The sequence below is a fragment of the Microlunatus sp. YIM B11417 genome, assembly GCF_059617205.1.
Window position 1 is genome coordinate 1,064,319 of sequence record NZ_JCAMPJ010000001.1, and the last position, 14,150, is coordinate 1,078,468.

Below are 14,150 nucleotides of genomic sequence, written 5' to 3' on the forward strand. Positions count from 1 at the left end.
ACGAAGGGATATTCAGCATGGTGGACGGCAAGGTCCGGTTGGGGATCATCGGTCTCGGCACCCAGGGATCGATGTATGCCCAGTTCATCGAGCGACGCGGGCTGGTGCCCAACATGAGGGTCACCGCGATCGCCGACACCGACCCGGACAAGGCGAGCGCCGCCGCCGAGTACGGCGTCCCGTTCTTCCCGGACTACCGTTCGCTGCTGGCCTCCGGCGAGGTCGACGCGGTGGTCACGACGGTGCCGCACTACCTGCACCCGGAGATCGGGATCGCGGCCCTGGAGGCCGGGATCCATGCCCTGGTGGAGAAGCCGGCCGGCGTCTACACCAAGCAGGTGAACGAGCTCAACGCCTTCGCCGCGACCAAGCCGGAACTCACCTTCGGCATCATGTTCAACCAGCGCAACAACCCGCTGTACCAGCGAATCAAGGAGATCGTCGACTCCGGCGAACTCGGCACGATCCGCCGGACGAACTGGATCATCACGACCTGGTGGCGGCCGCAGGGCTATTACGACCAGTCGGAGTGGCGCGCCACCTGGGGCGGCGAGGGCGGCGGTGTCCTGGTCAACCAGGCGCCGCACCAGCTCGACCTGTGGCAGTGGATCTGCGGCGTGCCGAAGTCGGTCTACGCCAAGGTCGCGTACGGCTTCCGCCGGGACATCGCCGTCGAGGACGAGGTGACCGCCGTGGTGGACTACGGCGACGGCGCGACGGGCACCTTCACCACCGCCACTCATGATCTTGTCGGTACCGACCGGTTCGAGATCCTGGCCGACCGGGGCAAGATCGTCGTCGACCGGTCCAAGGTCGCGACGGTGACCCGGCTGGTCAAGGACGAGCAGGACATCTCCAGCGGGCTGAGCAAGGACGAGGTACGGAACCTCTTCAAGGGGCAGCTGAACACCAAGGAGCTGTACACCGAGGAGACCATCGACCTCAGCTCCGCCTGGGGCTCCCAGCACGCCGGCGTCCTGGAGAACTTCGCGGCGAACATCCTCGACGGCACCCCGCTGCTGGCTCCCGGCAGCGACGGCATCAACGGGGTCCGGCTGGCCAACGCGATCCACCTGTCCAGCTGGCTCGGCCGCGAGGTCCCGATCGATTTCGACGAGGATCTCTATCTGGCCGAGCTGAACCGGCGGATCCGCGAGGAAGGCAAGTTCGAGGAGCGGTAGCCCCGCGGCTCAGCGGCGCAGCACCCGGCGGGCCAGGACGTTGCCGAGCAGCTGGGCGCCCTGGACGATCGCGATGATGATCACCACGGTGACCAGAGTGACGGCCCAGTTGAACTGCTGATAGCCGTACGTGATCGCGAAGTCGCCGAGCCCGCCGCCGCCGATGTAGCCGGCCATCGCGGACATGTCGACGATGCCGATGAACATGAAGGTGTAGCCGAGGATCAGCGGGGCCAGGGCCTCCGGGATCACCACGGTGAACAGGATCCGGAGCCGGCCGGCTCCCATCGACCGGGCTGCCTCGACGACGCCGGGGTCGACGGCGACCAGGTTCTGCTCGACGATCCGGCCGATCGCGACCGCGGCCATGATCGACATCGGGAAGACCGCCGCGGAGACGCCGATCGTGGTACCCACCGCGAGCAGGGTGAGCGGGCCGATCGCGGTGATGAAGATGATGAACGGGATCGGCCGGACGATGTTGACGATCACGTTGAGGATCGTGAAGACGATCTTGTTCTGGGCCAGGTTGCCGGGCCGGGTCGCGTACAGGGCGGTGCCGATGGCCAGGCCGCCGACGCCGCCGGCCAGCAGGGTGATCAGCACCATGATCACGGTCTGCCGGAACGCCGTGCCGAGCAGTGGCAGCAGGGTCTCCCAGGTCACCGCAGCGCTCCGCTCGGGTCGGCCGACCACTCGGTGACGCCGGTGATCTCCGACAGGGCGGCGACGGTGGACCGCACCGCGGCCGGGTCGCCGGTCAGCTCGAAGGTGAGTGAGCCGAACGGCCGGTCGCCGATCTCGGAGATCCCGCCGTAGATCACCGCGCTGTGTACCCGGCCGTCGCGCAGCCGGTCGAAGATCGCGGACCGCTGGTCGACCACGTCGACGGTGATGATCGTGCCGCCGTGATCACTGCGCAGCCGCTCGATCACGGCCCGGTCCGGGCGGTCCCGCAGTACGCTGCCGACGAAGCGCCGGGTGGCCGGCGCGCTCGGCCGGCTGAACACGTCGTAGACCGGTCCCTGCTCGACGATCCGGCCCTGCTCCATCACCACCACCCGATCGCAGATCGAGCGGACCACCTCCATCTCGTGGGTGATCACGACGATCGTCGTGCCGAGCTCGTCGTTGACCCGGCGGAGCAGGGCCAGCACGTCGGCGGTGGTCTCCGGATCGAGAGCGCTGGTCGCCTCGTCGGCGAGCAGCAGCTTCGGCCGGGTGGCCAGGGCGCGGGCGATGCCGACGCGTTGCTTCTGCCCGCCGGACAGCTGGCTCGGGTACGCCGACGCCCGGTCGGCCAGGCCGACGAAGTCGAGCAGCTCGGCCACCCGGCGGTCCCGCGCCGCCCGGTCCAGGCCGGCCAGCCGGAGCGGGTACGCCACGTTGCCCTGCACGGTCCGGGACGAGAACAGGTTGAACTGCTGGAAGATCATCCCGACCTCGCGCCGGACCCGGCCGAGCCGGCGCTCGGTCAGCCCGGCCAGGTCCACGCCGTCCAGCAGCACCCGCCCCGCCGTCGGCCGTTCCAGGGCGTTGATCAACCGGACCAGGGTCGACTTGCCGGCGCCGGAGTAGCCGATCACGCCGGTGATCTCGCCGGCGGTGATCTCCAGGTCGACGCCGTCCACGGCCCGGACCGGGGGCGTGCCGCCGAAGATCTTGCTGACGCCGGCGAGCTGCACCAGCGCGGTCATCCGTTCTGCTTCGCCCGGAGCTGGTCCTCGATCGTCTTCAACGTCTGCTGCAGATCCTCCGGCGAGTTCGTCTTGAACGTGCCGCCGGCGCCGAGGTCCTTTTTGACCGCCTCGATCACCTCGGGATCGTGGTAGAGCCCGGCCAGCTTGAGATAGGTCGGGTTGTCCTTGTCCTCGGCCCGGGCGACGAACGCGTTGATGTAGGGCTTGAACTCCGGTGCGTTCACGTCGTCGGCGTAGATGATCTTGTCGGCGCCGAGGTTCGCCGCGGTGGCGTAGTTGTTGTTGACGATCGCGGCGTCGACGCTGCTCAGGTTGTTGGCGGTCTGCGCCGCGTCGACCGGGACCACCTCGATCCGGCCGGACTCGATGTCGGCCGGCGTGGACAGCGAGTTGCCGCCGCCGGCCAAGGTGATCAACTTCGCGGCCTGCAGCACGAGCAGGGCACGGGCCTGGTTGGTCGGGTCGTTCGGGATCGCGACCCTCGCGCCCTCGGGCAGCTGGTCGGTGCCGGCGTGCTTGGTCGAGTAGAGCGGCAACGGGTAGACCGCGGTGGCGCCGATCGGCACGAGGGTCTGGTTGGACTGCACATTGAAGTTGGCCAGGTACTGCAGGTGCTGGAACTCGTTCAGGTCGAGCTGCTTCTGCGCCAGCGCCGGGTTGGGCTGGTTGTAGTCGGAGAAGTTGATCAGTTCGATCTTGATCCCGGCCTGTTCGGCCTTGGCCTTGTAGACCTGCCAGTACGGCTCCGCAGCATCCGCGACGCCGATCTTGACCGGACGGTCGGTGCCGTTGCCCTGGGCCGGGCCGGACGAGCAGCCGGCCGCGACGAGCGCGACGGCGAGGACCAGTGCTCCGACCAGCCAGGGCAGGCGGCGCAGACGATCACGCGTGGACATGCGTACTTCCTTTCCTCGGTTCTCGGAAGCGCGACGGTGGCCGCCGGCTGTGCGCGGGTCGGCGCGGCGCCGGCGGGCGTCCCGAGAGTGCCCGTCGCCGGGCAGGGTTTGCTGGAGCGGACTGGATGCGGCCGGATCAGCCGTGCATCATCGACCGACACGACTCTCCGCAGAGGCCGGTCGCCGACATTCCATACTCAGTCACCCGGGAAAGTGTAGGGGCGAAGGGCAAGGGTCCGGCCAAGGTCCAGATGGTGAAACGCGGATTCCCTAGCTTTCAGGTAGGTTCTGTCTCAGGGTGCGAGAGTGGCAGAGCAGCGTGGCTGTGGGTGCTTAGGGTCGGCGTGGATCAGAGCGGTCCAGGCACGACGAGAGGCTCAGGGGACATGACGGTTTCACGGCGCGATCTGCTGATCGCGGGTTCGGTCGCTTCGGTGACAGGGCTGCTGGCCGGGTGCGGCGGCACGGATCCGCAGTCCGGCGGCGGCAGCGTCAGCGGCGAGCCACGGACGGGCGGCGCGCTGACGTACCTGGAGCCGCAGACCTGGACCACGCTGTACCCGCCGGCCGCGGGCTTCTACCCCAACGGCGGAGTGATCAACAACCTGACCGACCGGCTGCTGTACCAGAACCCGGAGACGCTGGAACTGGAGCCGTGGATCGCCGCCGAGCTGCCGAAGATCAACAACGATGCGACGCAGTACACGTTCACCCTGCGGACCGGCGTCACCTACTCGGACGGCACGCCTCTGGACGCGGCGAACGTGGTGAAGAACTTCGACCTGTACGGCAAGGGCGACAGCGGCAGGGCACTCACCGTCTCCGAGGCGATCAACAACTACGACCACGGCGAGGTCGTCGACGAGCACACGGTCCGGTTCCACTTCAGCGCGCCGGCGCCGGGCTTCGCGCAGGCGACCTCGACGATCAACTCCGGTCTGCTGGCCAACGCGACGCTGGACAGGACGAGCGAGGGCTTCGGGCCGGGCAACGCGAAGTCGATCATCGGCAGTGGCCCGTTCGTGATCGAGGACGAGCAGGTCGGAACCCAGCTGAGCTTCAAGGTCCGCGAGGACTACGACTGGGCGCCGCCGTCGCTGAGCCACCAGGGTCGGGCGCGGCTGGACAAGATCACCTACGTCGTCGCCGGCGAGGACAGCGTGCGGGTCGGCACGGTCGTGTCCGGGCAGGCCCATCTGGCCCGGCAGATCGAGGCGCCGGACGAGGCGCAGTTCGCCGGCCAGGGGCTGGCCCTGCACGCGGCGGCCACCAATGGCGTGAACAACGGGCTCAGCTTCCGCTTCCGTACCGCCGCGCTGTCGGATCTCCGGGTCCGGCAGGCGATCATCGCCGGCATCGACCGGCAGGCGATCGTGGACACCCTGTTCACCAAGAGCTATCCGCTGGCGACCGGTGCCCTGGCCAAGACCGCGCTCGGCTACGTGGACACGTCGAAGCACTACGCGCACGACGCGGCCCGCGCGGCCGCGTTGCTCGACGAGGCCGGCTGGACGGTCGGCGCGGACAAGATCAGGACCAAGGGCGGCGAGCGGCTCAGCCTGACCTTCAACGAGGCGCTGCCGCAGCCGCGGTCCAAGGAGGTCGTCACGCTGATCCAGGCCCAGCTGGCCGAGCTCGGCATCGAGGTCAAGCTGTTCCCCGGTGATCAGGCGGCCCAGGACACGGCCCGGCTGGACCCGAAGCAGATCCAGGTCTACCACTCGATGGTGGGCCGGGCGGACTTCGACGTGATCAAGTCGCAGTACTTCTCCAAGAACCGCAACACGCTGCTCAACCTCGACACGAAGGACGGCAGCGTCGGCGACGCCGAGTTGGAGAACCTGCTCAGCGCGATCGCGTCGGAACCGACCGTGGAGCAGCGCGAGGCGGCCTCCGCGGCCGCCCAGCAGTTGCTCGCCGAACAGGCCTACATCCTGCCGATCTTCGAGGAGCCGCAGGTCTTCGGGCTGCGCACCGAGGTGCAGGGCTTCGGTACGGAATCGGTCGGCCGGCCGAGCTTCTACGGCACCTGGCTGGCCGGCTGACCGGATGAGCAGCCCCTACATCCTGCGCCGGGCCGGGCAGGCGGTGATCGTGCTCGTGCTCGCCTACACGGCGGCCTATCTGCTGCTGGCGGCGTTGCCGGGCGACGCTGTGCTGGCCCGGTACGGCAGCCCGGAGCTCGGCCTGTCCCCGGAGCAGCTGCAGGAGATCCGGGCCGCCTACGGTGCCGACCGACCCTTGATCGTGCGCTACGCGGAGACCAGCTTCTCCTTCCTGCGCGGCGATTTCGGATTCTCGGTGCAGAGCGGTGCGGCGGTTTCGACCTTGATCACGACCGCGCTGCCGCCGACGCTGGTGCTCGCCTCGATCGGCCTTCTGGTGGCGGTCCTGCTCGCGGTGATCATCGCCGTCGCGGCGACCTACGGGCCGGCCGAGTGGCTGCGCCGGTTGCTGACCAACCTGCCGCCCTTGTTCGTGTCGCTGCCGGTGTTCTGGGTCGGCATCATCCTGATCCAGATCTTCTCGTTCCGGCTCGGTCTGGTGCCGTTGATCGGCGCCGATCCGGCCCAGGCGTTGATCTTGCCGGTGGCGACGCTCGCCGTACCGATCGCGGCGCCGCTGGCCCAGGTGCTGATCCGCAGCATCGAGGAGGTGCGCGAGCTCCCGTTCGTCTCGGTGGTCCGGTCCCGCGGCGCCAGCACCCGTTGGCTGCTCTGGCGCACCGTCGCCCGGAACGCGCTGCTGCCGACCCTGACCATGGCCGGCCTGCTGTTCGGCGAGCTGGTCGGCGGGGCGGTCGTCACCGAGGCGGTGTTCGGCCGGGCCGGCCTCGGCCAGCTCACCGCCCAGGCGGTCGCCAACCGGGACACCCCGGTGCTGCTGGCGATCGTCGTGCTGTCCACGGCCGCGTTCGTGGTGATCAATCTCGTGGTCGACCTGCTCTATCCGGTGCTCGACCCGCGGCTGCGGAAGCGAGGCGACCGATGAGACTCACCCCACGACGCGGTTCTCCTCCGCTGCGCTCCCCCGAACTGCGCCGCGGGGACCCCGAGATGAGCACCCTGCAGGCCGCCCTGCCGTCGGCGGTCCGGGCCTGGCTGCGTCCGGGCACCGTGATCCCGCTGCTGGTGATCTTGGTCGCACTGCTCTGGGCGGTGCTGCCGGCGGTGTTCGCGCCGCTCAGCCCGACCCAGACCGTCGCCGCGGCGCTGCAGCCGCCGAGCCCGGCGCACTGGTTCGGCACCGACGCGACCGGCCGGGACCTGTTCGCCCGGGTCGTCCACGGCGCCTCGAACTCGATCAGCGGCGCCCTGATCGCGGTCCTGGTCGGCCTGGTGGTGGGGACCGCGATCGGGGTCACCGCCGGCGCGGTCGGCGGCGTGGTCGACGACGTGCTGATGCGGTTCGTCGACGTCCTGCTCGCCGTACCGGTGCTGCTGTTGTCGCTCAGCGTGGTGATCCTGCTCGGCTTCGGGACGACGAACGCGGCGATCGCGGTCGGCGTCACGTCCGTGGCCGCGTTCGCCCGGCTGGCCCGGTCCCGGGTGGTCAGCGTCCGGGTCAGCGAATACGTCGAGGCGGCGTTCGGCTCCGGCGGGACGTTCTTCGGCGTGCTCTGGCGGCACATCCTGCCCAACTCGCTGACGCCGGTGATCGCGCTGGCCGCGCTCCAGTTCGGCTCGGCGATCCTGCAGATCTCGACGCTCGGCTTCCTCGGCTACGGGGCGCCGCCGCCCACCCCGGAATGGGGGCTGCTGATTGCCGAGGGGCGCAACTACGTAGCCACCGCCTGGTGGCTGACGGCACTGCCCGGCGTGATCGTCGCGGCCGTCGTGCTGGCGACCAACCGGCTCAGCCAGGCCATCCGAGGAGGGGAGGGACGATGACGCTGCTCGCGATCCGTGATCTTGCGGTGCACTACCGGACGGCGCGCGGCCCGGTCACCGCGGTGGACGGTGTCTCGCTCGAGGTCGAGGCCGGCCGGGTGACCGCGCTGGTCGGTGAATCCGGCTCCGGGAAGTCGTCGGTGGCGCAGTCGATCATCGGTCTGCTGCCCTCGAACGGCCGGATCGCCGGGGGCAGCATCGCCTTGCAGGGAACGGAACTCGTCGGCTTGCCGGACCGGCGCTGGCGGTCCATCCGGGGGATGCGGATCGGCCTGATCCCGCAGGATCCGGGCAACTCGCTGAACCCGGTCGCGCGGATCGGCGACAGCGTCGCGGAGGCGCTCCGGATCCATGGCTGGCGGGACCGGACCAAGATCAACGCCAAGGTGTACGAGCTGCTGGAGCGGGTCGATCTCGACGATCCGGAGGCCCGGGCCCGGCAGTATCCGCACGAGCTGTCCGGCGGGATGCGGCAGCGGGTGCTGATCGCCGCTGCGCTGGCCCTGGAGCCGGAGTTGATCATCGCCGACGAGCCGACCAGCGCGCTGGACGTCACGGTGCAGCAGCGGGTGCTCGATCTCCTTGATCGACTCCGGGCCGAGTCCGGCACCGGAGTCCTGTTCATCACCCACGATCTCGCCGTCGCCGCGGACCGGGCCGACTCGGTGGTCGTGATGCGCGACGGCACGGTACGGGAGCGCGGCGACGCGGCCGACGTGCTGACGGCACCGACCGACGACTACACCCGGACGCTGCTGGCCGACGCGCCGTCGCTGACCAAGATCGTCGAGCGCCCGCGGCGCGACCATGGGGTCCCTTCGACAGGCTCAGGGACCGCTGCGGCGCTGCTGGAGGTGACCGGGCTGCGGCAGGAGTTCCGGCGGCCTGGCCGGCCGCCGCTGGTCGCGGTCGACGACGTCTCCTTCACGGTGGCCCGCGGCACGACCCATGCACTGGTCGGCGAGTCCGGGTCCGGGAAGACGACGATCGGGCGAGTGATCACGGGCTTCCAGCGGCCGACCGCCGGTGGCATCCGGATCGGCGACACCGATGTGGTGGCCCGGAGCCGGTCCGGCTCGGCAGCTCGGCGCGCGTTCCACCGGTCGGCCCAGCTGGTGTACCAGAATCCGTACGCCTCACTGGATCCGCGGCAGACGGTGGCCAAGATCATCGCCGAGCCGCTGCGGAACTTCCGGATCGGCGACCGGGCCGAGCAGGCCGCGCGGGTTGACCGCTACCTCGACCTGGTCTCGCTGGCGCCGGAGTACGGCGCCCGGCGGCCGTCCGAACTGTCCGGCGGCCAGCGCCAGCGGGTCGCGATCGCCCGGGCGTTGATCTTGGAACCGGGGCTGGTCGTGCTGGACGAGGCGGTGTCGGCGCTGGACGTCACGGTCCAGGCCCAGATCCTGCGGCTGCTCGCGCGGTTGCAGGACGAGCTGTCGCTGACGTACGTCTTCATCTCCCATGATCTTGCGGTGGTCCGCCAGATCGCCGACACGGTCTCGGTGCTGCAGCGCGGCCGGCAGGTGGAGCACGGCGCCACCGACCGCGTCTTCGAGGCCGCCGAGCACGCCTACACCCGGCAGTTGATCGCTGCGATCCCGGGAACCAGGATCAGGGAGACGACGAGGAGGACCGGATGACCGACGAGGATCGCCGACCGCGGATCGGCTTCTTCACCCGGCTGCTGGAGCGGGCCACGCCGGCCGAGCGGTACCGCTACGCGCTGGAGCAGATCGAGCAGGCGGAGCGGCACGGCTTCGCGTCCGCCTGGGTGGCGCAGCACCATTTCGGCGAGGACGAGGGCGGGCTGCCGTCGCCGTTCGTGCTGCTCGCGGCGGCGGCTCGGCAGACCTCCCGGATCGCCCTCGCGACCGGCGTGATCACGTTGCCGATCGACGACCCGGTCCGGGCGGCCGAGGATGCCAGTGTGCTGGACGCGCTGAGCGGCGGCCGGGTCCAGCTCGGGGTGGCCGCCGGGGGCACGCCGTCCTCGTTCGCCCCGTTCGGTCGGGCGTCCGAGGCCCGCCGGGAGCTGTTCGCCGATCACTTCGCGATCTTCCTGGATTCCCTGTCCGGTCGGGGAATCCGCGGTACCGAAGCGCGTCTCTACCCGCCGGCCGACGGCCTGGACCGCCGGATCTGGCAGGCGACCTTCTCGGCCGACGGCGGGCGCCGGGCCGGCGAGCGCGGCGACGGGCTGATGCTGTCCCGGACCCAGCCGCGCCCGGACGGTGATCACGACCTGCCGCTGTCCGCGCTGCAGCTGCCGATCATCGACGCCTACGCCGCCGCGCTGCCGTCGGGCTCGCCGTACCGCGTGCTGGCGTCGCGGACCGCGCTGGTCGTCGACCCGGAGCGGCGGGACCAGGCGTTGGCGCTGGCCGAGCCCGGTCTGCGGCAATTGGCCGGGACGTTCCTCGGCGCCGATGCCGGCGATCTTGATCTTGCGACCCTGATCCGGCTCACCGACACCCACGTCGGCACCGTGGACGAGGTCGCTGCGTCGCTGGCGGCAGATCCGACGCTGACCCGCTCGACCGACGTAGCGTTCCAGGTGCACTCGATCGATGCGCCGCACGAGCTCACCCTGCGATCGCTGGAACTGCTGGCGACGGAGGTCGCGCCGAGACTGGGCTGGCCGGTCGGGGACGTGATCACGGAGAATCTCCGGGACGCACACAAGATCAACAGGGAAGGGGAGCGATGAGCGGGACCAACGCCGACATCATCGACCTGCTCGCCGGGATCGAGCCGGGCAGTCCGCTGGCGACCTTGCGGGAGGCCCGGGCCCAGGCGCGCGAGCACGCGCAGCGGAGCTTCGAGGCGCTGCTGGAACCGTCCGAGCCGGGATCGTTCCCGGTCGGCGAGCGGTACGCGGTCGCGTACTTCACCGCCGTCCTGCACGAGGACGAGCCGGCCGCCGCGTTCTACCGCGACCTGCTCGACGACGAGGATCCGGACCGGGTCGCGGTGATCACGGCCGCGGCAGACGCTGCCCGCGGCACCGGCCCGTACGGCAGCTATCGCGAGCCAGGCCTGGCCGGCGAGAGCGCGCCCGGCCGGGTCTGGACCCCGGACCCGGCGACGACGGCCGCGCTGGGTGATCGACTGGCCGCGGCACTGGCCCACACCCATCTGCTCGTGCTCCGGCCGCGGGAGTCGAGTCCGGCGGCCCTGCAGGCCCTGGCCGACGCCGGCTGGGACGCCGACGACACCGTGCGGCTCTCCCAGCTGGTCGCCTTCCTCGCGTTCCAGCTGCGCACCGCCGCGGCCCTCCGTGCCCTGCAGGCGACGAACACCGAAGGAGCGACCGCATGAGCGTCACCGAACCCGAGGACCTGGCCGGGCCGGAGCGGTTCACCCAGCAGTCGCTCGGCTGGGTGCCCTGGCTGGCTCCGGTCGAGGAGTCCGAGCTGACCGACCGGCAGCGGGAGGCGCTGATCGATCCGGGCCGGGCCAAGAGTCCGTACTTCCGGCTGCTGGTCCGCGACCCGGACGCGTTGGAGGCGCGGACGCTGACCGATCTGGACATCTTCCGCAACTCGGACGGCGGCATCGGCCGGGCCGAGCGCGAACTCGCCGCGACGGCGACCTCGCGGCACAACGGCTGCGTCTACTGCGCCTCGGTGCACTCGGCTGCGGCGACCCGCGAGTCGGGCCGCCGGGAGGACGTCCAGCGGCTGCTGGACGAGGGGGTCGAGGCTGATCTCGGCGACGAGGCCTGGAACGCGATCGTCGCCGCCGCCGTGGCGCTGACCCGGACCCCGTCCGCCTTCGGAGCGCAGGAGGTCGAGCGGCTGCGCGCCGCCGGCTTCGACGACGCCGCCATCGTCGACGTGATCAACAGCGCGGCCTTCTTCAACTGGGCCAACCGGTTGATGCTGTCGCTGGGCCAGCCGGAGGTCCGGGCCCGTCGGCAGGCCGCGCCATGACCGGCATCGCCCGGCTGCTTGATCATGTGGTGATCGCCGGTCCCGACCTCGCCGCTCTGGTGGCCTGGTTCGCCGAGCGGACCGGCGTGACCGCTGCGCCGGGCGGCGTGCACCCGCGCGGCACCGCGAACGCCCTGATGGCGTTCACGGTCGCCGGCCGGCGCGGGCCGCACTACCTCGAGCTGATCGGGCCGGACCCGGCCACCCCTGCGACGGGCTCAGGACCGGCTCGGCGGCCGGACACCTTCGGCATCGCCGGCCTGGACCGGCCGACGATCGTCACCTACGCCGTGCACCCGGACGGGATCGACGAAGTGATCACCGCCTCGCGGAGTGCCGGCTACGATCCCGGCGAGGTGGCCGACCTGTCCCGCAGGACCCCGGACGGCACCCTGCTCGAGTGGCGGTTGGCCCGGCGCGAGGACCGGTTCGACGTGCCGTTCCTGATCGACTGGGGCGACACCGCGCACCCCGGCCTGGCCGACCTGCCGACCCTGGAACTCCTTGCCTGGCAACGGATCGAGCCCGATCCGGAGCCCACCAGCAGGGCCGTCCGCGCGCTCGGCCTGGAGGCCGCCGATGCTGCGGAGTTGATCACCGGCGCGCCGGCCCGCTACCGGCTCGTCGTGGCCGGGCCGGACGGCGCACCGGTCGAGCTCTGATCACGAGGCGTCGCTGACCGCCTGCCTGATCAAGCCCGCCAGGCGCTCCGCGGCCTCGTCGGTCAGCTCGGTGATCGCGTACGCGGTCGGCCACATGGTGCCGTCGTCGAGGTTCGCGGTGCCCTCGAACCCGAAGGTCGCATAGCGGGCGTCGAACTTCGAGGCGGGCTGGAAGAAGCAGAGGTTCTTGCCGTCCTTGGCGTAGGCCGGCATGCCGTACCAGAGCTTCGCCGCCAGCTCCGGGGCCGTCGCCTTGACCAGCGCGTGTACCTGCTCGGCCAGCTGCCGGTCCCCGTCCGGCAGTTCGGCGATCTTCTCGACCACTGCCGCCTCCGCCGCCGCGGCCTTCTCCGCCGCGGTGCCGGCCTTCTTGGCGGCCTTGAGCTCGGCCGCGCGCTGCTTCATCGCGGCCCGCTCGTCCTCGGAGAAGCCGTCGTAGGACGCTTCCTGGTCGCTCTTCCGCGTTGCCTTGGCCATCTCGGGGATCCTTTCGTCGTTCGGTATGACCTCAGACTAGGGATGCGGTACGGCAGCGCACTTCTTCAATCCTGATCGATCGCCAGGCGATGGCCGCTCGAGGCAAATCCTACTATATGAGTCGGTAACATCGGGATACTCGGGATTGCCTACAGTGATGACCATGGCAGATGGTGCAACGGGTGGAAGGACTGCGGTTCCGCTCGGGTTGGTCGTCGACGGCGTCGGCAGCCATCCCGCGGCTTGGCGGCTGGCGCCGGAGCAGGCCCGCGCCGCGTACGGCGCGCGCTACCACCTTGATCAGGTCCGGCTCGCCGAGCACGGCGGCTTCGACTTCGTGATCTTCGAGGATCGGTACGGCAGCGGTCCCGCCGGCGGTCCGGGTTTCAGGGGACGGCTGGACGCGGCCCTGCTGGCGGCGCGACTCGCCCCGGTGACGGAGCGGATCGGGCTGGTCCCGACGTTCGCGGTGACCCACGCGGAACCGTTCCACGTCTCGAAGGCGGTCGCCACCCTCGATCATGCAAGCCTCGGCCGGGCCGGCTGGCTGGTCGGCATCAGCACCGATCCGGCCGCGGCCGACCTGATCGGGCGGCGCCCGGCGCCGGACTCCGCGGAGGCCTGGCAGGAGGCGGCCGAGGCTGCCGACGTGGTACAGCGGCTGTGGGACTCCTGGGAGGACGACGCCGAGATCCGCGACGTCGCCACCGGCCGGTTCATCGACGCGGACCGGCTGCACTACGTGGACTTCACCGGCGATCATTTCTCGGTCAAGGGTCCGTCGATCACGCCACGGCCGCCGCAGGGGCAGCCGCCGACGTTCGTCCGGACCGCGGACCCGAACGCCGAGGCGGTGATCGGCCCCTGGGCCGACGTGGTGGTGAGCCGGCTGGCCGGTCCCGATGATCAGGACGGCCTCGGTGATCATGAGGCGTTCGTCCGCGACGTCCGGGAACTGGTCGCCGAGGCCGGCCGTCCGGACGACGCCGTGACCGTCCTGGCCGAACTGGACGTCACGGTCGCCGGCTCCGACGCCGAGGCGTCCGAGATCGCCGGCCGTCTGGACGAGGCGAGCGGCGGTCCCCGCCCTGAGGACGCCGGGCGATTCGTCGGCTCGGCGGCCCGGCTGGCCGAGTTCCTGGGCGACACGGCGCCCTCGGTGGGCGGGTACGTGATCAACTTCTCGGTGCTGCCGGCCCAGCTCCCGATCTTCGTCGACCGGGTGCTGACCCGGGTCCCGGGCCTCGGCGGGTCGCCGGGCGAGGGCCGTACCGGATCGTTGCGGTCGGTCTTCGGCCTCGGCCGGCCGGTCAACCGCTACGCCGCCGAACCCCGGCCGGAAGCGGTGCCGAACCGTGCGCCGCACGGCTCTTGCGATCGCTGCGCGGCCACCGCCGCGCTCTGACCGT

At 70.8% G+C, this 14,150-nt stretch carries 14 protein-coding genes; 10 read left to right on the forward strand and 4 right to left on the reverse strand.

Annotated features, from left to right (window positions below; translation table 11 throughout):
• Nucleotides 1-17: 17 nt before the first annotated feature.
• Nucleotides 18-1,181, forward strand: a complete 1,164-nt coding sequence (locus tag AC6CCG_RS05430) for a Gfo/Idh/MocA family protein (protein WP_496653449.1) — start codon at nt 18-20, stop codon at nt 1,179-1,181.
• A gap of 9 nt (nt 1,182-1,190) precedes the next feature.
• Here AC6CCG_RS05430 and AC6CCG_RS05435 read toward each other — a convergent pair whose 3' ends face one another.
• From AC6CCG_RS05435 to AC6CCG_RS05445, 3 genes are read right to left on the reverse strand one after another with little or no spacing between them, the layout of a single operon-like run.
• Complete coding sequence (locus tag AC6CCG_RS05435) at nt 1,191-1,790, reverse strand: methionine ABC transporter permease (protein ID WP_496654392.1); 600 nt, start codon at nt 1,788-1,790, stop codon at nt 1,191-1,193.
• A gap of 53 nt (nt 1,791-1,843) precedes the next feature.
• Nucleotides 1,844-2,878: a methionine ABC transporter ATP-binding protein gene (locus AC6CCG_RS05440; RefSeq protein WP_496653450.1), complete on the reverse strand. Its 1,035-nt coding sequence runs from the start codon at nt 2,876-2,878 to the stop codon at nt 1,844-1,846.
• Nucleotides 2,875-3,777 carry a MetQ/NlpA family ABC transporter substrate-binding protein gene (locus AC6CCG_RS05445; protein ID WP_496653451.1) on the reverse strand — a complete coding sequence of 301 codons (903 nt, stop codon included), beginning with the start codon at nt 3,775-3,777 and terminating at the stop codon, nt 2,875-2,877. The genes AC6CCG_RS05440 and AC6CCG_RS05445 overlap by 4 nt, the downstream gene beginning before the upstream one ends.
• A 386-nt stretch (nt 3,778-4,163) precedes the next feature.
• On the opposite strand from AC6CCG_RS05445, the gene AC6CCG_RS05450 reads away from it, so the two are divergent.
• The 8 genes from AC6CCG_RS05450 to AC6CCG_RS05485 all read left to right on the forward strand — a co-directional run bounded on the left by AC6CCG_RS05450 (nt 4,164) and on the right by AC6CCG_RS05485 (nt 12,264).
• The gene (locus tag AC6CCG_RS05450) at nt 4,164-5,822 is read left to right on the forward strand and encodes a TIGR04028 family ABC transporter substrate-binding protein (RefSeq protein WP_496653452.1); all 1,659 of its coding nucleotides are present in this window, start codon (nt 4,164-4,166) and stop codon (nt 5,820-5,822) included.
• 4 nt (nt 5,823-5,826) lie between these two features.
• Nucleotides 5,827-6,768, forward strand: a complete 942-nt coding sequence (locus AC6CCG_RS05455; protein WP_496653453.1) for an ABC transporter permease — start codon at nt 5,827-5,829, stop codon at nt 6,766-6,768.
• Between the two features lie 65 nt (nt 6,769-6,833).
• The gene (locus tag AC6CCG_RS05460; RefSeq protein WP_496653454.1) at nt 6,834-7,667 is read left to right on the forward strand and encodes an ABC transporter permease; all 834 of its coding nucleotides are present in this window, start codon (nt 6,834-6,836) and stop codon (nt 7,665-7,667) included.
• Nucleotides 7,664-9,310 (forward strand): dipeptide ABC transporter ATP-binding protein, encoded by a 1,647-nt coding sequence (locus tag AC6CCG_RS05465; RefSeq protein WP_496653455.1) that lies wholly within the window; start codon nt 7,664-7,666, stop codon nt 9,308-9,310. The genes AC6CCG_RS05460 and AC6CCG_RS05465 overlap by 4 nt, the downstream gene beginning before the upstream one ends.
• Nucleotides 9,307-10,377: a putative FMN-dependent luciferase-like monooxygenase gene (locus AC6CCG_RS05470; protein ID WP_496653456.1), complete on the forward strand. Its 1,071-nt coding sequence runs from the start codon at nt 9,307-9,309 to the stop codon at nt 10,375-10,377. The genes AC6CCG_RS05465 and AC6CCG_RS05470 overlap by 4 nt, the downstream gene beginning before the upstream one ends.
• Nucleotides 10,374-10,988, forward strand: a complete 615-nt coding sequence (locus AC6CCG_RS05475; protein ID WP_496653457.1) for a CMD domain protein — start codon at nt 10,374-10,376, stop codon at nt 10,986-10,988. The genes AC6CCG_RS05470 and AC6CCG_RS05475 overlap by 4 nt, the downstream gene beginning before the upstream one ends.
• Nucleotides 10,985-11,602, forward strand: coding sequence for an alkylhydroperoxidase domain protein (locus AC6CCG_RS05480; protein WP_496653458.1), 618 nt, complete (start codon nt 10,985-10,987; stop codon nt 11,600-11,602). The genes AC6CCG_RS05475 and AC6CCG_RS05480 overlap by 4 nt, the downstream gene beginning before the upstream one ends.
• A complete protein-coding gene (locus AC6CCG_RS05485) occupies nt 11,599-12,264 on the forward strand; it encodes a VOC family protein (protein ID WP_496653459.1) in 666 nt (221 codons plus the stop codon). Before AC6CCG_RS05480 ends, AC6CCG_RS05485 begins: the two co-directional genes overlap by 4 nt.
• Here the strand turns inward: AC6CCG_RS05485 and AC6CCG_RS05490 are convergent, their stop codons facing one another.
• Nucleotides 12,265-12,741, reverse strand: a complete 477-nt coding sequence (locus tag AC6CCG_RS05490; RefSeq protein ID WP_496653460.1) for an iron chaperone — start codon at nt 12,739-12,741, stop codon at nt 12,265-12,267.
• Nucleotides 12,742-12,904: 163 nt separating this feature from the next.
• On the opposite strand from AC6CCG_RS05490, the gene AC6CCG_RS05495 reads away from it, so the two are divergent.
• The gene (locus AC6CCG_RS05495; RefSeq protein WP_496653461.1) at nt 12,905-14,146 is read left to right on the forward strand and encodes an LLM class flavin-dependent oxidoreductase; all 1,242 of its coding nucleotides are present in this window, start codon (nt 12,905-12,907) and stop codon (nt 14,144-14,146) included.
• Nucleotides 14,147-14,150: the final 4 nt, after the last annotated feature.